Raw genomic sequence first — 20,211 nt, 5'->3', positions numbered from 1 at the left:
ACTGCCCTTGGACGCTCCGCCAAAGCCTCTGACGGAAACCATGTAAGCGCCGCCAGGCAGCGGCGCTCTTCTCGACGGTGTTGTGTTCACTCCAGCGATAGGAAGAAGTCCCACACTTCCCGAGGTGCGAAGTTCGGCCATTGATGGTGATTGCTGCCCTGGCTGTAGGTACACCACTGGACCGGATAATCCACCGCGCAATTGGTGTACTCGACGCAATCGCCTTCCGACGCGATCGGACGGGTCTCCGGACCACACATGTTCACATCGAGCCAATAGTCGCGCAGAGCCAGCCCCGCGTCCTCATAGTCGATGGCGGTGTCCTCCGGATCATGCGCGAGCCATGCGGCCGACATGTTTTCGCACATGGCCGGGTCTATGGCCGGCGCACCGGCACCGGCGGCAGCAAAAGCGCGCACGTCCATTCCTCGCTCACATGCCAATCGCGCAGAGAAGTAACCGCCCATGCTGAAGCCGACGGTGTAGACACGTTGTTCGTCTATGCACGTTTCCGATTTGAGTTGTTGCAACATGGCGTCGAAAAACTCGAGGTCCGTAGAACCTTCGATTTCCCACGTGGTACCACTCCCACCATGCTTGTCGCCCACCGCGCCCTGGTTGTCCATGTACAAGCCCTCCGGATAGACCAGAACCGCATCGTCACCCATGGTCGACGCCAGGTTGCCGTAATTGGTGTTCTGGAATTGGCCGTCGCGACCCCGTCCATGGAAGCCGAACACCATTGCATAGGCTCGGTTCTGGTCGTAGTCGGCCGGGAGGTCCACTGTGAAAATCCTGTCGGTACCATTGATGCGAAGGGTGTGCTCCCCCTCCACCATCGGATCGAAACCGCAACCCGCAGAAGCATAGGGGTTCGAATTGAGCACCGGATCCTCTGGGTCAGTCGGTGGTTCCTCCGGCTCGGTCGGAGTGGGATCTTCTGGCTCGGTGGGCGCAGGCTCTTCCGGGTCCGTCGGCGCTGGGTCTGCGGGTTCTTGTTCGGGCGAGTCCGGTTCAGCGGGCTCTGGATCTGACGGGCTCAGGATCGGCCCCGGAGTGCCGGGAGTGGCCGGAACCTCTTCCTCTTCCTCTTCTTCCGGCTCGGGCTGTTGCGGTTGCGGGCGCGGAGAAGATGGACGGTTCGGTGGGTTCTGCGGTTGGGATGGGGTGTCGGTAGTGGGCGAGCCGTCTGCCGGGGGTGTCTGCTCCTCCTGAGCTGGGGCTGGCTCTCCCCCACCGCCGCCTCCGCCGCCACAACCCGCGCTCAGCAGTCCCATCAACATCAAGCAGACCAGTTTGATCTTCACGTGCTCCTCCGTTTGTATCAGGCCATTCGTCGGCGCACCGCAGAAGCGGCATGACCTAGCGGAAAAGCGAAACAAGAAGAAACTCGTCGGCCTGGAGCAATGTTCTGACTGCGCCTGATCGTCGCTCCGCTCCGCCAGGCATGCCACTGTGAAAACAGAAATACCGAAAAGTGCAATCGTATCGCCATTAAATGGCGGCAATCACAAGCCTGGCGACGCAGCAGATTCACGGTCCGCTGCTTCGCCATCGTTGGCACTTCACCGGCTGAAACCGCTAGACTGCAGCGCATGCCGATGCGGATAATTCCTGATAATCGCCGAGAGCATGGCGGTAGCAGGTGGTACGACATTTCATCAATCCAACGGGGCGATAATGAGCAGCAAGTGGCAACCACTCGACAGTATGGCGCGGTACGGCACGATCAGTCGATTTCTGCACTGGAGCATGGCCTTGGTGCTGGCGTGGCAGTTCGCTTCGGCTGTGGCTCACTGGCTGTTCGAGGACACCACGGTCGAAGGCTTTCTCTGGGGCACGCACAAGATTGTCGGCACACTGCTTATCGCGCTGATCTGTATCCGCGCCTTGTGGTCCCTGTATAACCGCGGACATCGTCCGCCCTCGCTGAACATTCCGGCACAACTCGGCCACCTGGCAATGTACGTACTGATGCTGATCGTGCCCCTGCTCGCCCTGGTGCGCCAGTACGGGTCGGGCCGCGCATTCGAGCCACTGGGAATTCCGCTCATGCCCGGCTTCGAAGGCGGCTCCATCGACTGGATGACCGCGCCAGGAAACCTGCTCCATAGCTGGCTCGGCTGGCTACTGCTGGTGCTGATAGTCGGTCATGTCGTCATGGTCTTCGTTCACCGCAGCCGGCCGAGGGATGAAGACGTGCTGGCTCGAATGCTGGGAAATCGTCAGAACTAAGACGTACCCGGGTTCCTTCCGTTGCGCGAGTCACGATGAACTGAGCGTTGCCACGCCAGTCAACCACTGTGCGGGATCAACTGGCGGAGGTAATCGTGACTTTTTCGGTAGTGGCACATTGCGCACGCACAGGGCAAATCGGTGTAGGGGCCAGCACAGCGGTGCAATCGGTAGGCAAGCTTGCGTGCCATGGCATCCCCAAGGTCGGCGTGATTGCCTCACAGGCCCTGTTGAATCCTTACCTGGCCTACGATGGACTTCGGCTGATGCAGCACGGTGCCAGCGCCAGCGATGCGCTCGATCAGGTGATCAAGCTCGATGCGCAGCGCCAGGATCGTCAGGTTGGTGTCGTAGACATGCAGGGTCGCACCGCGGTGTGGACCGGCTGCGACACCATCCCATGGGCCGGCCATCTGCAAGGGGACGGATTCGCTACACAGGGTAACCGGCTGGCCGGACCGCACGTGCTCGACTCGGTTGTCGCGACCATGAACTGCACGGTCCATCTTGATCTCGCCGAACGGCTGGTACTGGCCATTCAGACCGGTGAAAGCGAAGGCGGCGACGTGAAAGGCGAGCGCTCCGCCAATATCATGGTGTTCTCCGAGGAAGAGTATCCCCTTTGCGACATCCGCATTGACGACCATGACGACCCGATGCAAGAGCTAGGACGGCTATACCGGCTTTACATCGAGGAAATCCTGCCGAGCATGAGCAATATCCCCAAGCGAAAGGATGTCCCCAGACCGCCCGGTGCCGAGCCAGGCCCGCTAGCCATGCTCAAGGGGCGTTTGCCATGAGCGATGGTCAAAAGAGACTGGATATCGAACTGTTCTTCGAAGAAGCATTCAACGAGCGCATCGGTTACTTCCCGCAAAAGCTTGCGCTGTTCGGTCGAAGCGAACGGCAGGACGAACTGGATGACTACTCCGACGCCGGCGAAGCCGGCTACGCCAACCTGACCAGACGCCATCTCCAGGCATTGCAAACCTTCGCGTATGACGAGCTAAGCCTGGCGCAGCGGATGAACCACGATCTGTTCCGGCGCGACTGTGAAGAAATACTCGAGCGCTTCGAACACCGTTTCCAGCGCTATGCACTGGATCAGAAATTCGGCCTGCACGCTGAATTCCCGGCGTTCATGATCAATATGCATCGCTTGGAGGACGAACGCGACGCCGCCAACTACCTCGCGCGCTTACGCGCCTTCGCTGAGGCCAGCGACCAGGTCGCACAGAGCGTCTCGGTGCGCCGCGATCACGGCGTGGTGCTGCCGCGATTTCTGCTTGAACAGATCATCGAGGACTGCAACCGCGTCATAACCGACCTGCATCAGCCCGAGCGCAGCATGCTCGCCGACGACTTCCGCCGCAAAGTCACCGCTGCCTCCGGCGTGCCTGAATCAGCACGTGACGAGCTGCTAGATGAATGCCATCGAGCGCTGCACGAATACGTGGCGCCGGGCTATCGGCGTCTGGCCGAGTTCGTCCAGACGCTGCTAGCCGAGGCTCCGGATGAGGGCGGGGCCGGCTCCCTTCCCGACGGCGAAAGCTATTACCGCGCATGCCTCAGATGGGAAACCAGCACCGACCTGGACCCGGACCGCATCTATCGCCTGGGCCTGAGCGAAGTGGCGCGCATCCAGGATGAGATACGCGAGCTGATTTCGCGAGTCGGTTTCGAAGGCGATCTGCAAGCCTTCTTCGACTTCACGCGCGAAGACCGGTCCTTCTATTACCCCCAGACCACACAGGGCCGGCAGGCCTATCTCGATGACCTGCACCAGGTCATCGATCGCGTCCAGCAGCGGTTGCCCGATCTTTTCCACGTGTTGCCACTGGACCCGTTGCAGGTGCGAGCAGTCGAGCCACACCGGGAGCAGACTGCCGGGATGGCGTTTTATCATGGCCCGGCGTCCGATGGCAGCAGGCCTGGAACCTTCTACATCAATCTGTACGATCTGGAGCAGCTACCGACCTTCACCATGGAAGCTCTCGCGTTTCATGAGGCGGTGCCCGGGCACCACATGCAATTCGCCATCGCCAATCGTCTGACCACGCTGCCTACTTTCCGCCGCTATGCCAACTACAATGCCTACGTCGAGGGCTGGGGTTTGTATGCTGAGCTGGTGACGCATGAAATCGGACTGTACGCCGACGACTACGGTGAATACGGGCGGCTCACCCAGGAGCTCAAGCGTGCCTGTCGGCTGGTTGTAGATACCGGTTTGCACGCCCGTGGCTGGACTCGGGAGCAGGGGATCGACTATCTGTACGCCAACCTTCCAGCCAGCCGCCCGCAATGCGTTACCGAGGTCGATCGCTATCTTGTCATGCCTGGCCAGGCGACTACGTACACGCTCGGGCTACTCGAGATCCTCAAGCTGCGGGAACAGGCCTGCGCGGTACTCGGAGACCGCTTCGATCAGCGCGGCTTCCACGACGCGGTACTCGGCTTCGGGCCGCTGCCGCTGGACGTTCTGGCTGAGCAGATCGAGGACTGGATACAGCGCCAGGTCTGAGGCGGGGCGGCCATTAACAGCAAGCTATCGACACACAACCGCCGACACAGCGGCTCGCGATTCGGCTAAGCTGTATTTTTTGAACAGGCAGCGGTGTCGACCATGCTCAAGCTCAAACATCTTCTGGTGACAGCATCCTTGACCGGCGCAGCGGGCAGTTTGCCAGCGTTTGCGATCGGGGTGGGCGACTCCGTCTCGCCGTTGCAGTTTCAGGATCAGCACGATCAGAAACACACGCTGGCCGACGACACCCGACTGGTGCTGCTCGCCAGCAGCCACGGCGCCGCGAAGCTGGTCGACTCGGCTATCAAGGATCTTCCCTCCGGGTTTCTCGAAGCGCGCTCGGCAGTCTATGTCGCCGATATATCGCGCGTGCCCGGACTGGTTGCGAAGATGGTTCTGGTGCCATCGATGCGCTCGGCCAATTACCGCGTGCTGCTCGACCGCAAGGGTGAGCTCGCGCCGCAACGCACCGGTGCCGAGCCGGTATTGTGGCTGAGGCTCGAGGACGGCAGAGTGTCCAGTACCTCAGAGTTCAGCGATCCCGAGGCGCTACGCGCAGCGCTCGAGCAGGCTGAGCAATGAGCATTGCGGTCAATGCCCTGGTGTTCCTCGCCACGCTGGCCGGAATGGAGCTGTTCGCCTGGTTCGCGCACAAGCACATCATGCACGGATGGGGCTGGGGCTGGCATCGCTCGCACCACGAGCCGCGCAGCGGCTGGTTCGAAAAGAATGACCTGTACGCGGTGGTCTTCGCTGGCGTCGCCATTGCGCTGATTGCGCTTGGCACTGCCGGCTGGCACCCGCTGGAGTGGGTAGGTGCCGGCATGACCGCCTACGGGTTTCTGTATTTCGTTGCGCATGACGGGCTGGTACACCGCCGCTGGCCTTTCCGCTACGTGCCTCGTCGCGGCTACCTCAAACGTCTTTATCAGGCGCACCTGATGCACCATGCGGTGCATGATCGTCAGCGCTGTGTATCGTACGGGTTTCTTTACGCGCCACCGGTATCCGCGCTGCGCCGTCAGCTTCGTGAGCTGCATGAGGGGCCACTCAAGAGCGCTTCGCTCAACGAGGACGAGTCCACAACCCCGGCGGACGCGGCTCGGTAGTTTCGGCGCGCGAACTTAGCGCGATACCGGAAGCCTGGCAGAGCAGGCGAAGCTTATCCAGCCGACTGGTACTGATGCGCTCATCCCAGGCATGTGTGCCCTGTTGCCTGACCTGGATACCAATCTCACGATAGACGCTGCGTGCCGTCGCCACCGCCCACGCCGAGCGCATCGGTAATGCGCTCAACCCGCCACGCGCCGAACGGTAGTAGGGCTCTGCCATGTCCACCAGCCGCGCCGCCCAGTCTGACAGCAATTGCCTGTTTGCGGGTTCGGCCAGCTCTGCGGGCTCGACACCGGCCTCGCGCAGCCAGTTCATCGGCAGATAGCAACGCCCGATCTGCGCATCCTCGACAAGGTCCCTGGCGATGTTGGTGAGCTGGAAGGCCAGCCCCAGATCACAGGCACGATCCAGTGTCGCGTCATCCCGCGCGCCCATGATCATGCTCATCATCACGCCGACGACGCCGGCGACGTGGTAGCAATATTCCAGCGTGTCCGCCTCGGTCTGATACTCCCGGCTGCGGACATCCATGGCGAAGCCGTCCAGGTGCTGCATGGGGAAGCGCGGCGGAATCCTATGCATCCTCACCACTTCACCCAGGGCGGCGAAGGCGGGCTGCTGCATCGGCTCGCCAGCGCAAGCCCGCCGGGTGGAAACGCGTAGTTCCTCCAAGGTGGACTCGCCAGCCTGCGGCGCCCCGACCTGGCCGAAGCCAAGCTGTTGCCCGTCGATCACATCGTCGCAATGCCGGCACCATGCGTAGAGCATGACGGCGCTCGCCCGGGTCTGCGCGTCGAACAATCTCGATGCCAGGGCGAAGCTCTTCGAGCCGGCTTCGATGGTCTGCCTCGCCTGCTCGGCCAGCACCGCATTCATGCACTCAAATCCTCGATCATCAGGCCGGCCGTTGCCTTGGCCGAACCCACCACTCCGGGTACGCCTGCGCCGGGATGGGTTCCGGCGCCTACCAGATACAGGTTATGCAGCTGTTCGTCCCGATTGTGCGGCCTGAACCAGGCACTTTGAGTGAGCACCGGCTCCAGGGAGAACGCCGAGCCGAGATGGGCGTTGAGCTCATCACGAAAATCGTGGGGGGTGAAGTGTCGACAGGTCACGAGGTGTCGCCGCAGGCCGGGGATATAGTGCTTTTCAAGATAGTCGAGAATACGGTCACGGTAGCGCGGGCCTTCGGTCTCCCAGTCGATGTCGGCGTTGCCCAGATGCGGCACTGGCGCCAGCACGTAATGCGCGCTACAACCCTCCGGAGCCAGCGATGGGTCGGTCACGCAGGGAGAATGCAGATAGAGTGAGAAATCATCGGCCAACTGGTCGCCGTTGAATATCTCGTCAATCAGCTCGCGGTAACGCGGCCCGAAACAGACGGTGTGGTGCGGCAGATCGGTGGGCGGCTGGTCCAGCCCGAAGTAGATGACGAACAATGACATGCTGAAACGCTTGCGCTGCAACGCCCGCCCCTGCTTCTGCCCACGCTCGTGATGGCCCAGCAACCTGTCGTACGTATGCACCACGTCAGCATTGGACGCCACCGCGTCAGTCGGAAATCTGCGGCCATCCATCAGGGTCACTGCCTCAACTCGATCGCCGGCGGTCTCGATGCGATCGACCTCGGCATTCAGCTCCAGCTTTCCGCCAAGATCCTCGAACAGCTTCACCATCCCGCGCACCAGCTCGCCGGTCCCGCCGCGGGGAAACCACACCCCCCACTTCCTCTCCAGCGCGTGGATCAGCGCATAGATGGACGATGTCGCAAAGGGGCTCCCGCCTACCAGCAGCGAATGGAAGGAAAACGCCTGGCGCAGATGCTCATCCTTGATGAAGCGCGAGACCATACCGTACACGCTGCGCCAGGCTTCCAGCCGGGCGAGCTGAGGACCGGCACGAATCATGTCGCGGAATGACAGGAACGGCACGGCACCCAGCTTGACGTATCCTTCCTCGAACACCGCACGCGAGTATGCGAGGAAGCGGCGATAGCCACCCACGTCGGCGAGGTTCTTCGCAGCTATCTGTCGATCAAGTTCATCCTGGTCATTGGCGTAATCGAATGGCTCGGCGTCTTCCCAGCACAACCGGTAGAACGGCGCGACCGGGAGCAGCTCGACATAGTCACTCATTGCGCGACCCGAGAGCGCGAACAGCTCCTCGAGTGCCGAGGGGTCTGTTATGACGGTGGGGCCGGCGTCGAAGGTGAAGCCGGCATCCTCGTATACGTATGCACGGCCACCCGGCTTATCGCGCTTTTCCAGTAGCGTGGTCTGGATCCCGGCGGACTGTAGACGGATGGCCAACGCCAGCCCACCAAAACCCGCACCGATAACCACGGCGCGCTGCGGCTCACTCATTCGGGATTCCTTAGTTGTTGTGGGGACCGCAAACTTGCCGCCCGTAACGCTTCGGTCATCGGCACAGGCGGCTTGCCGGTGACGATGCGCAGCTTGTCGAGGGCTGTCAGCCGTCCAGCGTAGAAACGTTCAATGAGCTTTTCCGGCAGCCGGTAAAAGCGCTGCATGACACGCCAGCGCTGTTCCGGCCGCCCAGCCAGAAACAGCATTCGGTTGAGCAAGCGGAAGTAACCCTGACGCTGCCATTGGCGCTGCGCCTCCTCGCGCACGACACCCAGCAGCACCGGCGAGCTGAGCGCGGGTAGCGCAGCGATGCGATCAGCCAGGCGTACCGCGTGCGGCAGTGAATACCCTGTGGTCGGGTGAAACAGTCCGGCGCGCAACCCACTGCACGGAACGTCACCAATCTCGCGCCAGAACTCATCGAAGTTGCCTGCCAGGGTAATCGGCAGGGCTCCGGTCTCTTCTCGCAATTCCTCCTGGATAACCCAGCCCTGGCGACTCGCGTAATCCCGCACATGGCGACGCAACAGCCCGTGATCGGCCAGCGGCTGATCGACGTAGTGGGTGTCCTCGATCAGCAGGCGATCTTCCGACAGCGGCAACACATAGACGAAGCGGTAGCCCGCGCCCTGTTCGACATCGGCATCCATCAACCGGGGCAGAGTCAGACCATGCGGCGCGGTGAGTTGCACTTCGAGCCCGAGAAAGGCCTGCCAGCCTAGCGCCAGATGGTCGGAAGCGCGCGGGCCTCGACCATCGATCACCGCCCGCCCCGCCAGCCATTGCCCATCGGCCAGCTGCACGCGTGTCGGCTCGATAGCGGCCACCTCCACCGCTGTGCGAACGCGGTCGCCCAGATCGGTATGCAAGCGATCGGCGAACCGATCCGACGGGATACTCGCGTAGCCGCCACTCAGACCACGTTTCAGATTCGCGAAACGAACCCTGTAACCCGGCCAGCGATGCTCGACAAGGGGCGCCAGCCAGGCGTGTTCTGCCTCGCTGAGATCGGCCTGGTGAAACGACCAGGTATGATTGCCGCCCAGCCGGTTGCCCTGCTCAAGGAGGAGAATCTTCCAGTCCGGACGCAGCTGGGCGATACGCCAGGCAATCAGTCCATTGGCCAGGCCGCCGCCGGCCAGAATCAGGTCGTATCGGCTGGTCACGCGCGTACTTCCGTCACCGGCTGGCGAGTGGTGATCGCCTGCTCGATGATGGCCGCAGCGAGTCTGATACCACCCGCGGCATCCACTTCGCTGCCCAGACGGTCGAGATTGTCGGCGAACTGCGGCTCGGTAGTGAGCATTTCCAGGCGCTCGGCTATTCCCAACGCAGCGGTGAAGCGTGGCGATACCTTGATCCCGACGCCAGCATGCACGACGCGCGAAGCGACGCCGGGCTGATCGAAGGCGATCGGTATCGCCAGCATCGGCGTGCGCGCAACCAGCGCATCCATCACCGTGTTCAGACCGGCATGGGTGACCACCGCATTGGCACGCGCAAGAGCTGCTCGCTGCGGCGCGAAATCGGTTACCCAGGAGGCGCCATGCTCCTGCAGTCGGACCGACTGCGCATCGCTCAGCCTGCCGCAATGGGCCACCAGCAACTGCGCACCGAGCCGTTCGCACGCCCAGGCGATGCGCTGGAACAGGGCAAATCGGTGCCCCTGCAGGGTTCCCAGCGAGGCGAAGACCATCGGGCGTTCGGGATCGATGTCGTAGGTCAGATCGGCTTCGCCAGTCAGAGGCGGGCGCAGCGGGCCGACGTGATGAAAGTGGGCCGGCAATGCCTGGCGGGGAAACTCGAATCCAGCCACGGTCTGGCTGATCTGCGCCAGCGGCGAGAGGAATTCGTGCAGGCCGCTACGAACCGGCAGACCGAAGTGAAGGGCCTGCGCTTCGAGCACTCGGCCATGTCGGCCCATCATCCAGTCATACACGCGGGTGCTGCCCTCATACATCCGGCGGGCAGACTCGCCCGGGTCGTAGGCCATCGGCATCACGGGCAGCGGTATGCCTGGCTCGCGGTTCACCGGCAAAGCGCAGGCAATGGAGACGAAAGGTATCTCCAGCGCTTCGGCGATCAGGCCCCCGGCAGCTTCCATCTGGTCACAGATCAGCGCGTCGACTTGCAGCGCCTGGATAGCACCGGGCAGCTCCTGGCAAAGCATCTGTGTGTTGAGCGCGAGATCCCCGATCAATCGCCGCAGACCCAGCGGGCCGCCAGGGTTGGCCGCCAGGTCCAGCGTCTGCTTGAGACTTCCGCGACCGTCTGCCTGCGAGCCCACCGCACGGAAGCCGATGCGCGGATCCCTGAGCCAGCTGGCGGCCTCGGCTTGATGAATGAAGGTGACCCGGTGGCCGCGCTCGATGAGCTCTCCGGCGAGCGCCTGCAGCGCAGCGAAATGGCTGGGGTAGGTCGGAGCGACTACGGCGTAGTGGGTCATGTCCAGCGCTCCGCGGCAGCGGCAGCCGACGGCAACGAAAGCAGTGGTGCGCGCCGCAGGGCTTCCAGGTTAGCGCTGCCGGTGCAGAAACAGGCTACCCGCAACTGCTTGCCGACAATGTCGAAATGTTCGATGACTGCCTCCGTCGACTGCGTAGCGCAATGCAGCACCGCAGCGGCCTGCCCCGCCAGATCGGCACCTAGGCGTATGGCCTTGGCAACGTCTACGCCGTTGCGAATGCCCCCTGAGGCTATGACCGGAGTATGGGGCAGGGCCGCCCGCACGTCCGCGAGAGCCGTCATGGTCGGAATACCCCAGTCGGCGAATGCCAGGGCGACGGCACGGTCGGTGGCGTTTTTAGCGCGTTCTGCTTCCACGGCAGCCCAACTGGTGCCACCCGCCCCGGCCACATCGATCACCGCAACGCCCGCTTCCACCAGCTGTCGGGCGACATCTGCCGAGATCCCGGCGCCGACTTCCTTCACGACCAGCGGGACCGGCATGTGCGAGGCGGCGTCTTCGATCGATCGCAGTACGTCCTGCCAGTTGCGATCACCTCCCCCTTGTACAGCTTCCTGTAAAGGATTGAGATGTACGATCAGTGCGTCCGCCTCGATCATGTCGACGGCTCGCCTGGCCGCCTCCAGACCTTTGGCTTCGCTAAGCTGGGCGGCGCCGAGGTTCGCCAGCAGCGGCACGTCGGGCGCATAACCACGCAGTTCACGGGTGAGCCCCTGATCAGCGCCGGTTTCCAGAGCGACTCGCTGTGAACCGATGGCCAGCGCGATACCCATGTGCTGCGCCGCCTCGGCGAGATGCCGATTGATACCTACGGCCCGCGCCGCGCCGCCGGTCATGGAGCTGACCAACAAAGGTAGAGAAAGCTTGCGGCCCAGAAAAGCTGTACTCAGATCGATGTCGTCGAGGTTCAGTTCAGGCAAGGCGCAGTGGCGGAAGCGAACACCGGCGAACCCGGAATCGGTACTGGCCAACGCCCGCTTCGCGTCGAGAACGATGTCCAAGTGATCGTTCTTGCGCTCTACGAGATCGGACTTACCCATCTACTACTCCTGAAAGGGGATTTTTTCCCTGGCGACGCTGTCGTTATCTTAAGCACAATATTATGCAAAAGTTATACAATAAGCTTAGCTTAACCTAATATTGCGTCAACCGGATGTCTGAGTGGCAACGTGCCCAACAGTTCATCGTCCGCGTGTACGAGTCGCAGTCAGGAAAGGAGCGTGTTCATGGGTCCAATGCCCGCACAATCGGTCAGCCAGGAAGACACTACCTGTACGCTTGCACCGCTGCGTGACGATATCGAGCGGCACCTGGCGACGCTGCTTGGCGAAGCTGAACAGGACCAGGTCAGCCAGGCCATGCGGCACAGCACGCTGGCGCCAGGCAAGCGCGTCAGGCCTTTGCTGCTGCTCATGGCCGCTCGCGAACTCGGCGCGCCGACTCAGCCAGCTCTCGACCTGGCCTGCGCTGTGGAAATGGTCCACAGCGCCTCGCTTGTCTTCGACGACCTCCCCTGCATGGATGACGCTGAACTCCGTCGCGGGCGTCCCACTACGCACCGGCGCTACGGCGAAGATATTGCCACGCTGGCCGCGATCGCCCTGCTGACCCGCGCTTTTTCCATTGTTGCCAGCACGCCCGGGATCGATGGTGACGTGAAATCTCGGATGGTCGCTCGCCTTGCCGATGCCGTGGGGACCCAGGGGCTGGTTAAAGGCCAATACAAGGACTTGCGTGACAGCACCGCTCGCTCCGCTGGCGACATCCACACTTCAAACCGGCTCAAGACCGGCGTGCTGTTCGAAGCGACGCTCGATATCGCCGCGCTGCTGGCTGGAGCCAAGCCGAGCACCCGCAAGCAGCTGGCGAGCTTTGCCGACGAGCTGGGCCAGGCCTTCCAGCTATGTGACGATCTGCTCGACGACAGCCCTTGCCAGGGCAAGGACGTGGGCAAGGACCAGGGCAAGACCACGCTGGTCGCGCTGCTGGGCAAGGATGCGGCACGACGCCAGCTGGTAGCCCATCTGGATCAGGCAGACGTACATCTGACAGCCGTGTTCGGCGAGCAGGGCGAGATCAGTCGGTTCATGCGCAAGCTGTTCGAGCCCGTCTGCACCTCCTCCTGGACCTCACATATTTCGAGTGCCTGAGCGGCTTCAGTAACCGGTCATCTCCAGGTAACCCATCCCCTCATGGCTGCCACCCACGCGCACCGGGCCCTCCCAGTAAGGGATCGACGTTCCCATCCAGGCCTGCGCATTCAGTGCTGTTACCTCAAGATCGAGATTCCGCGAGGCGATTTGTAGTCGCCAAGACACCGGCAGCTTCCGACCGGCAACGCGCTGGTGCTCCAGTTCCTGCATGGAGATGCTCGACGGATCGATTGCCTCGGTAGTGCCGTCAGCCGCGATCCAGCTACCCGAAGCGAAGGGCTGTCCAGTATCACTGCGCAGGCGAAACAGCATCAGCTTGTCGCCTCCCGCCAGATGCAGCGAAAACCAATCCCAACCTCGCTGGTCGGCGGCCAGCGGCTGACTGCTCCATTCGCGGTCGAGCCAGGCCTGCCCTGTCACGGAGACCGGCTCCCCCTCGACTTCGAGCATCCCCTCTACCTGATAGAACGGTTGGCTGTAGTAATAGGAGGCTTGCCTGCCTTGCGATTTGCGGCTCACGCCCGCATCGCCATGCAGCACCAGCGGACCCTCGCTGTGCAACCGCAGGTCGTAGGCGAAACCGTCCGCCGCTGCGCGTACACGCAGCTCGCCCAGGCGCTTGGCTTCCTCTGTTGAGCCCGCGCTCGGAGCTGTCAGCGACCAATGATCTATCCACGCAGTGAACGGGGAGGCGCTGACGCCAGCCTGTCCAATCCCGCCCCGGGCCAGGCGATCGGCATACAGATGCAGGTTCTCATTGCTCAACGCAGCATGCCCCAGCCAGACCTGGGCGCTGGCCCAGCCGTCTGCCGCCTGATTTTGGTTCTGCGGCTCCATCGCCTGCCGGAACAGAGTCCATTGCACGCCCCAGTCGCGCCCCTGTTGATCCTTGAGATTGGCCGTCACGTACCACCATTCGATACGAAACTGCGGGTGCGGCAAGTGATCATCCGGAAAACGCAGCGCGGCCCCCGCCTTCACCTGTTCGAAACCCTCCGCTTGCGCGCCCAGCCCAGCGAAACCTTGGGGCGACTCTCCACTCTGTTCGCATCCGCTCAACATCAGCAGCAGCCACACCACGACAAGACGGAAATCAACCTTCATGAACAAACTGCCTCAGGAGATTATCCGGGCGCGCCCGGGCGATTCGCGCTACAGGGAGACTGGCTGCCAGTAGCACTGCGACCATGGCGAGGCCAACGAGTTGTAACCATTGACCGGGGAACCAGTGCCACGGCAGCCGCCAGCCGAACGCCTGTACATTGACCACCGCGACCAGGCACCACGACAGCACCAGTCCAAGCGGTATCGCCAGCAGACAGGTCAAGGCCGCCAAAACAGCCAGCTGTGCCAATGACAGTAATCCCAACTGAGCGGGGCGCAGCCCCATCGCCCAGAGCGGAGCAAGCTGCACCAGGCGGGTATCGGCCAGCCCGAGCAAGGTACTGAACAGAGCCAGCGCCGCGACTCCGAGCGTCAAGGTACTCAATGCCGCAGTCGCGGCGAACGTCTGCTCGAAGACGCGCGACGAGTAAGTCTTGAGAGACGCCTGATCAGCGACGCGGCGGACATCGAATTGCGCCTCGATCGCCTGCGCCAGGGCCGCCGGATCGCTGTCGCCGAGAATCCCGATACTGCTTACAGGAACCTCCGGCCAGCGAGGCAGAAACTCCCGCGCAGCTACCAGTGCCTGGCCACGCGGATTGCCGTAGTCGGGATAGATACCCACCAGTTCCAGAGACCAGGCACCAGCGGGCGTATCCAGCTCAAGCGTATCGCCCAGCGCCAGGTCGGCTCGGTTGGCCAATTGTTCACTAACCAGAGCCCCCTCTCCGCTCTGCAGCCGCCGCCACGCGTCCGCTCGCGCCTCCAGCAGCGGCCATGTCTGCGCATACAGCGGATGTTCGATTACCCCGCTGATCTCGGTCGGCCAGCCGTCAACACTGGAGTCGACCTGCCAACTGGGGAGCACATCGTCCACATCTGCGCGCAGCTGCAACCAGTCGAGTATGTCCTGTGCTTGCCGCTCCCCCTCCGGCCGGACATACACATCGGCGGCCAGCCGCTGGTCCAGCCAGTCGGTGAAGGTGCGACGAAAACCTTCGGTCATGCCACCCACGCCGATATTGGCGGCCAGAGCCAGGAGCAGCGCCATCAACGCGAGACTCAGCCGGGACAGCTGCTGTTGCCCGTCAGCCCAGAACCATTGGCTGACGGGTCCACGTGCAAGCCGTCTTCCGATGCCCAATAAGACAGCGAGCAACATGGGCAGCGCGAGCGTCGCCGCCAGCAGAATGCAGCCGAGCAGCGCGAAGCCGGCGACTAGGCCGTCCGCCGCTACCCACAAGCCCGCAGCGAGCGCGAGCAGCACCAGCGATACAGTGGAAAGAGTGCGGAGCATCCGCCGCTGCGCCTGCATCCACCCAGGCGCCTGACGGCTGGGAACCAAAGACTGACGCAGCGCGGCCAACGCATGCCCACCCGTGGCTACCAGCGTTCCGGCCAGGCTCATGGCGAGCCCGGACAACCACCAGCTCCAACTTGCGTTCAGCTGCGCGGATACCTCCGCGCCGTAGAGCCCCTGGAGGCTCGCCACCAGATCACCGACCAACGCGCCGGCCAAGAGATAGCCGGTCAACATACCGAGTGAGCCGGCGATCAGTGCCAGCGACACCAGCTCGAACGTCAAGGCGATCAGCAATTCCCCGGCGCTGGCGCCGCAGGCACGTAACGTCTGAATCAGTCTGCGGCGCTGCTGCATGGCCAACCCCGCCGCTGCCTGGACGATGAACAGCCCGACGAGAAAAGCCAGCAAGGCAAGCGCAGTGAGATTCAGATGGAAGCTATCGGTCAGCCGCTGCAGGTCGGCCTCCTCCCGCCGATCCCAGCGCAGCGCGAGCGTGTCGGGAATGGCAGGCTGTTGCGCGGCAAACTGTTCGGCGACCAGTAACTGGCTTACGTGCCCGGGCAGCCCGAGCAACTGCTGCGCCCGCCCGATATCGACCATCGCCACCCCCGGCGGCAATTCGTCTCTGCGGCGCACCGGCGGCAACCGCCGTCCTTCGGCTGACATCAGAACATCGCCATCGCGCACACCAAACCGGGTCAGCGTATCGCCTGCCATCCATGTCTGGCCTGGCGCAACGATGAACGCTGTGACATCCGCCGTCTCGCTACTGCGGGTTAGCGAGCTGTCTGGCGGCAACGTCAGCGGATCGATGCCTACCAGTTGCACGGACTCCACACTGCCGGCCTGGCCGGCGAGGCTCACCGCGAGCGAGCCCTGCAACACCGGGGAAACCGGCCAGCCAAGCCGACGCAAAGTGACGTATCGACTTTGATCGAAAGTTTGACCATCAGCACTGGCCAGCACCTGCCCGGCCTGACCGCCGAACAGCTGCGCGGCGCGATCATAGCTGTCGCGAGCCTGCTGGTTGAGCGCCTGGACGCCGCTCCATAGCGCCGTGGCCAGCCACAAACCGACGATCAGGCAACCCAGCTGCAACGGATGACGTCGCCAATGGCTGAGCAAGGTCACGATTACCCAGCCAGTCCGGCGAATCATGATTCGACTACCCGGCCTCGTGAGAGCTTCAACTGGCGCTGCAACCGGTCTGCCAAAGTCGTGCTGTGAGTGACCATCAACAGAGCGCTGCCGGATTCGGCGACGCGCTCCAGCAGCAGATCCAGCACCTGTTCGGCAGTTTGCTCGTCGAGGTTTCCGGTTGGCTCATCGGCCAGGATCAACCGCGGTCGCAACGCCAGCGCCCGACCGACCGCAACGCGCTGTTGCTGCCCTCCGGAAAGCTGCTCGGGGAGTCGGTCAAGTAGCCCATCAAGCCCCAGCGCTGAGATCAGGTGAGCCTGCCAGCGAGTATCGAGCCGGCCGGCCAGGCGCGCCTGCAACGCGAGATTCTCGGCTACGGTCAAAGAAGGAACCAGGTTGAACTGCTGAAATACTACCGCTACGTCCTCGCGGCGGTAGCGCGCCCGGCCCGCCTCACCAAGGTTGGAAAGATGCACCGTGCCCAGGCGGATCGAGCCGTCATCCACCTGATCCAGGCCGGCAATCAGATGCAGCAGCGTGCTCTTGCCACTGCCAGACTCCCCCATCAAGGCTAACGATTCGCCCTCGCCGAGATCGAGATCCACCCCATCCAGTACCTGTACGCGCCCTTGCGGGCCCTGGTAGGCCTTGCTCACGTTGCGCACTTCAAGCATGGCCAGGCACCCCTGTGCGGGTCGCAGCCAGAGCATCCATCAACGGGCCAAAGCCGGCGGCCCGCTGTCTGCGCCATTCAAGCGGTGGCCGCCCGGTCCAGCGCTTGAACGCACGGGAAAAACTGGCCGCTTCGGCATATCCGAGCTGATGGGCGATGCTCTCCAGACCAAGAGAGCTGTCAGACAGCAGATGCTCGGCGAGTTGACGACGCACGCGCTCGTCGAGGATGCGAAAGCTGTACCCCTCCTGCCCCAGCCGGCGATGCAGGGAACGCTCCGAGACGCCCAGCCAGCCTGCGACTTCGCGGGCCGGATTGATACGCCCGGAACGACTCATGAGCACCTGCAGAACCTGACGAGCCAAGGGGCCGTTGATATCGTCGAGGCTATCGCACAGCTGCTGGCAGAGACTGGCGCACGTGCGCTGAGTGAAGGGATTGGCCAAGGGAAGCGGTGCCTGCAGGTCATCGACGTCAATCAGCATGCCGTTTCGCCCGGCCCCGAATGACACCTCGCAGCCGAAGTGTTCGGTAAAGAGCTGCCCGTCTGCCGGATTGAAGCTCAGATCGATGCGTCTGGGATGGAACGGGCGCTGCAAGAGTTCTCCAAACAGCTTGGTCCAGGCAGCGAGCCCGCGCTCGATGACAAGAGACCGAGCGTCCTGCGGCAGCACGCTATCGTCGAAAAGCATCGCCAGGCCATCTGGCTCTGGCTGTAGCCGTACCGGGCAGATCGACAACGATAACGGACGAAACCGGCTGCTGACACGAATCGCTTCGCTCAGCGTGCGGCTGGCGAGCATCGTATAGCCGAGCAGCCCCAGGCTGGTCAGATGGTAAAGCTTGCCGATGCGCAGTCCAACGCCGGGTTGCGGGCAGACCGCGACCAGATTGCGGATCACCGCAAGTTCCTGCCAGAGCTCATGGGTGTGCTCGACGTCTTCCAGCGCGGCGCGCTCCAGCCCGCTGTCACACAGGCACACCTCGCTGCCGACGCCAAGCTCAGCCGCAATATTCAACAGGTACAAAATGTTCGTGCTACCGCGCCGCTGTCGCCACATCGCGCTCCCCTGGCAGTAACTGTCATGTCCTGGCGGAAAAGATCATGGAGCCAGTATAGGCGCTGCGGCATGCTGCGTTGAACAGAACAACTATAAAAGGGACCCGTGATGCCCGAATTCTTCTACACCACAGCGCAGAACAATCAGCCGCGCGCCGAGAGCCAGCTGGACGTGCGTCCCGTGTGCGGAGCACTCGGCGCCGACGTGTACGGTCTCGACTTGAAATCATTGGACCCCAACGGCCAAATGGCGCTGCGACAGGCTTTGCTCGATCATCAGGTGTTATTCATTCGTGAACAGGATCTATCGGTCCAGGACCTGGAACGCGTGACACTGCGCTTCGGCGAGTTCGGGATCGAGCCATACGTAAAGCCGATGCCCGAGCATCCGCATGTCGTGCATGTGCGAAAAGAGGCTGGCGAAGGCACCCCGGTCGTGTTCGGCGGCGCCTGGCATTCGGATTGGTCATTCCAGCAGCAGCCCCCAGCGTTCACGCTGCTCTACGGGCACGACGTGCCAAGCCACGGCGGCGACACCCTGTATAACAACATGTATCTGGCCTGCGAGTGGCTATCGCCGGCGATGCGCAACATGTTGCGAACCCTGAACGCTGTACATAGCCCGGAGTTCGGTTACGGCCCCAACAGCCGCCATAACGCAGGGCTTGAAAGCATGCAGATCGTCTGGGGCAGCAACGTCGATCACGACGTACGCTGCCACCCGCTGATCACACACCACCCGGAAACTGGCCGCGAAGTACTGTTCGCCAATCCAGCCTATACGCTGGGCATCGAAGGCATGAAGCCGGAGGAGTCGCGCCCGCTTCTCGATTATCTCTTCTCCGTTGCAACTGCGCCTGCATTCAGCTGCCGCATGCGCTGGACGCCCGGCACGCTGGCCATCTGGGACAACCGCTGTGTCTGGCACCAGCCGGTATCGGACTACTTCGGCGCTCGCCGAGAAATGTTCCGCACGACCGTCAAGGGAAGCGTACCGGAACGAGGAACGACGCCATGACCGACTTCGACACCGAAGCAGCTGCGCTCGAGCTTTTCCGCGCGCGCCTGACCCGTAAGCCCTGCCACGCACCGGGCCAGAGATTTGCGATCGACAGCCTTGCCAGAGCAGAGCAGGTTCAGTCAGCTCTGCTGGCGATGTATCAGAAAGCCGGGCAGGAAATCATCGGCTACAAGCTAGGCCTGACCGATCAACGCGCGCAGGCTGCCACAGGCATCGGTCAGCCTTTATCCGGCGCGCTGCTGCAAGCCTGGCAATATTGGGACGGCGACGCCATTCCCGTGGCCGGACTCATCGAGCCACGAGTCGAGGCGGAGGTTGCCTTCGTCATGAGCCGCACCTTCGACGATCCGCAAGCCGGCCTGGCCAAGCTGCTCGATTCGTTAGGCGGTGCGCTGCCTGCGCTGGAAATCTGCGACTCGGCAATCGAGGGTTGGCCCCGCTCTCTGTTTGAAGCCCTGGCGGACAACCTTTGCTCGGGACTTTTTGTACTCGGGTCGCGCCCAGTTGACCCACGCAGCCTGGACTTCGCCGGTCTGCCAATGAAGCTTTCACGCAGCGGCGAAACCTTGGCTGAGGGCAATGGCAGTCAATGCATGGGGAGCCCGCTCAACGCCCTGCTCTGGCTGGCGCGTCAGCGAGCCGCGGAAGGGAATCCACTCCAGGCTGGGGATATCGTACTGAGCGGCGCACTCGGGCCAATGCAACCCGTGGGGCGTGGTGATCAACTGCGGCTGGAACTCGGCGCGCTGGGTGTATTGAACTGTCGCTTCGTTTGACGGGTGCAGAAAAGAAAAAACCCCGCCGAAGCGAGGTTTTGCAGAACTGTCCTGATCATCCTTAATGCTCATGCCTTCAGGCATGGTCCTTAAATCCGTTAATGACCATGTCTACAGGCATCGTCCCTGCTCAATCCCTGATTAGTGTCGCCGTCCTGGCGCCTTCCCTGATCCCTGTTTTTCTACTGGCTTCCTGCCCCGCTCCTAGCAAAATCAATACTACGCAGGGCGAGACAGGCTGCACATAGTCGTTTGCCACCGCGGCGCGTAAGCGAT

Annotated in this window: 18 protein-coding genes; 8 read left to right on the top strand and 10 right to left on the bottom strand. The window is 62.6% G+C overall.

From position 1 onward, the window contains the following. Positions 1–86: 86 nt before the first annotated feature. Positions 87–1,307, bottom strand: a complete 1,221-nt coding sequence (locus BLT85_RS16545; protein WP_093397161.1) for an alpha/beta hydrolase family esterase — start codon at positions 1,305–1,307, stop codon at positions 87–89. A gap of 373 nt (positions 1,308–1,680) precedes the next feature. Here BLT85_RS16545 and BLT85_RS16540 point away from each other — a divergent pair, with 373 nt between their 5' ends. The 5 genes from BLT85_RS16540 (at position 1,681) to BLT85_RS16520 (ending at position 5,868) form a co-directional block, all read left to right on the top strand. Next, a complete protein-coding gene (locus tag BLT85_RS16540) occupies positions 1,681–2,235 on the top strand; it encodes a cytochrome b (protein ID WP_093397158.1) in 555 nt (184 codons plus the stop codon). Between the two features lie 95 nt (positions 2,236–2,330). After that, positions 2,331–3,035: a DUF1028 domain-containing protein gene (locus tag BLT85_RS16535; RefSeq protein ID WP_157718195.1), complete on the top strand. Its 705-nt coding sequence runs from the start codon at positions 2,331–2,333 to the stop codon at positions 3,033–3,035. Next, positions 3,032–4,756 (top strand): DUF885 domain-containing protein, encoded by a 1,725-nt coding sequence (locus BLT85_RS16530; protein WP_093397153.1) that lies wholly within the window; start codon positions 3,032–3,034, stop codon positions 4,754–4,756. Before BLT85_RS16535 ends, BLT85_RS16530 begins: the two co-directional genes overlap by 4 nt. Before the next feature lie 102 nt (positions 4,757–4,858). Then, positions 4,859–5,341 (top strand): hypothetical protein, encoded by a 483-nt coding sequence (locus BLT85_RS16525; protein ID WP_093397150.1) that lies wholly within the window; start codon positions 4,859–4,861, stop codon positions 5,339–5,341. Next, positions 5,338–5,868 carry a sterol desaturase family protein gene (locus BLT85_RS16520; RefSeq protein ID WP_093397147.1) on the top strand — a complete coding sequence of 177 codons (531 nt, stop codon included), beginning with the start codon at positions 5,338–5,340 and terminating at the stop codon, positions 5,866–5,868. The genes BLT85_RS16525 and BLT85_RS16520 overlap by 4 nt, the downstream gene beginning before the upstream one ends. Here the strand turns inward: BLT85_RS16520 and BLT85_RS16515 are convergent. From BLT85_RS16515 to fni, 5 genes are read right to left on the bottom strand one after another with little or no spacing between them, the layout of a single operon-like run. Beyond that, positions 5,825–6,748: a phytoene/squalene synthase family protein gene (locus BLT85_RS16515; RefSeq protein ID WP_093397144.1), complete on the bottom strand. Its 924-nt coding sequence runs from the start codon at positions 6,746–6,748 to the stop codon at positions 5,825–5,827. The two genes, BLT85_RS16520 and BLT85_RS16515, sit on opposite strands and share 44 nt — an antisense overlap. Next, positions 6,745–8,235, bottom strand: coding sequence for a phytoene desaturase (locus BLT85_RS16510; protein ID WP_093397141.1), 1,491 nt, complete (start codon positions 8,233–8,235; stop codon positions 6,745–6,747). The genes BLT85_RS16515 and BLT85_RS16510 overlap by 4 nt, the downstream gene beginning before the upstream one ends. Further along, the gene (gene crtY, locus BLT85_RS16505) at positions 8,232–9,404 is read right to left on the bottom strand and encodes a lycopene beta-cyclase CrtY (protein ID WP_093397138.1); all 1,173 of its coding nucleotides are present in this window, start codon (positions 9,402–9,404) and stop codon (positions 8,232–8,234) included. Before crtY ends, BLT85_RS16510 begins: the two co-directional genes overlap by 4 nt. Beyond that, complete coding sequence (locus BLT85_RS16500; protein ID WP_093397135.1) at positions 9,401–10,684, bottom strand: glycosyltransferase; 1,284 nt, start codon at positions 10,682–10,684, stop codon at positions 9,401–9,403. The genes crtY and BLT85_RS16500 overlap by 4 nt, the downstream gene beginning before the upstream one ends. Beyond that, positions 10,681–11,745, bottom strand: coding sequence for a type 2 isopentenyl-diphosphate Delta-isomerase (gene fni, locus BLT85_RS16495; RefSeq protein ID WP_093397132.1), 1,065 nt, complete (start codon positions 11,743–11,745; stop codon positions 10,681–10,683). Before fni ends, BLT85_RS16500 begins: the two co-directional genes overlap by 4 nt. 186 nt (positions 11,746–11,931) lie before the next feature. Between fni and BLT85_RS16490 the strand changes: the two genes are divergently transcribed. Then, positions 11,932–12,855 (top strand): polyprenyl synthetase family protein, encoded by a 924-nt coding sequence (locus tag BLT85_RS16490; protein ID WP_231701501.1) that lies wholly within the window; start codon positions 11,932–11,934, stop codon positions 12,853–12,855. Positions 12,856–12,861: 6 nt separating this feature from the next. Here BLT85_RS16490 and BLT85_RS16485 read toward each other — a convergent pair whose 3' ends face one another. The 4 genes from BLT85_RS16485 to BLT85_RS16470 are packed head-to-tail and all read right to left on the bottom strand — an operon-like array spanning position 12,862 to position 18,139. Then, on the bottom strand, positions 12,862–13,962 hold the full coding sequence (locus BLT85_RS16485; RefSeq protein WP_093397129.1) for a lipocalin-like domain-containing protein: 1,101 nt from the start codon (positions 13,960–13,962) through the stop codon (positions 12,862–12,864). Further along, a complete protein-coding gene (locus BLT85_RS16480; RefSeq protein ID WP_093397126.1) occupies positions 13,952–16,423 on the bottom strand; it encodes an ABC transporter permease in 2,472 nt (823 codons plus the stop codon). The genes BLT85_RS16485 and BLT85_RS16480 overlap by 11 nt, the downstream gene beginning before the upstream one ends. After that, complete coding sequence (locus tag BLT85_RS16475; RefSeq protein ID WP_093397123.1) at positions 16,420–17,079, bottom strand: ABC transporter ATP-binding protein; 660 nt, start codon at positions 17,077–17,079, stop codon at positions 16,420–16,422. The genes BLT85_RS16480 and BLT85_RS16475 overlap by 4 nt, the downstream gene beginning before the upstream one ends. Next, positions 17,072–18,139, bottom strand: a complete 1,068-nt coding sequence (locus tag BLT85_RS16470; protein WP_093397119.1) for an AraC family transcriptional regulator — start codon at positions 18,137–18,139, stop codon at positions 17,072–17,074. Before BLT85_RS16470 ends, BLT85_RS16475 begins: the two co-directional genes overlap by 8 nt. Before the next feature lie 108 nt (positions 18,140–18,247). On the opposite strand from BLT85_RS16470, the gene BLT85_RS16465 reads away from it, so the two are divergent. Both BLT85_RS16465 and BLT85_RS16460 read left to right on the top strand, forming a co-directional pair. Continuing rightward, a complete protein-coding gene (locus BLT85_RS16465) occupies positions 18,248–19,156 on the top strand; it encodes a TauD/TfdA dioxygenase family protein (protein ID WP_093397115.1) in 909 nt (302 codons plus the stop codon). Then, on the top strand, positions 19,153–19,935 hold the full coding sequence (locus tag BLT85_RS16460) for a 2-keto-4-pentenoate hydratase (RefSeq protein WP_093397112.1): 783 nt from the start codon (positions 19,153–19,155) through the stop codon (positions 19,933–19,935). The genes BLT85_RS16465 and BLT85_RS16460 overlap by 4 nt, the downstream gene beginning before the upstream one ends. The last annotated feature ends 276 nt before the right edge of the window (positions 19,936–20,211 follow it).

The organism is Halopseudomonas xinjiangensis (genome assembly GCF_900104945.1).
Classification (GTDB): domain Bacteria; phylum Pseudomonadota; class Gammaproteobacteria; order Pseudomonadales; family Pseudomonadaceae; genus Halopseudomonas; species Halopseudomonas xinjiangensis.
This window is presented reverse-complemented; position numbering and strand designations above follow the sequence as displayed.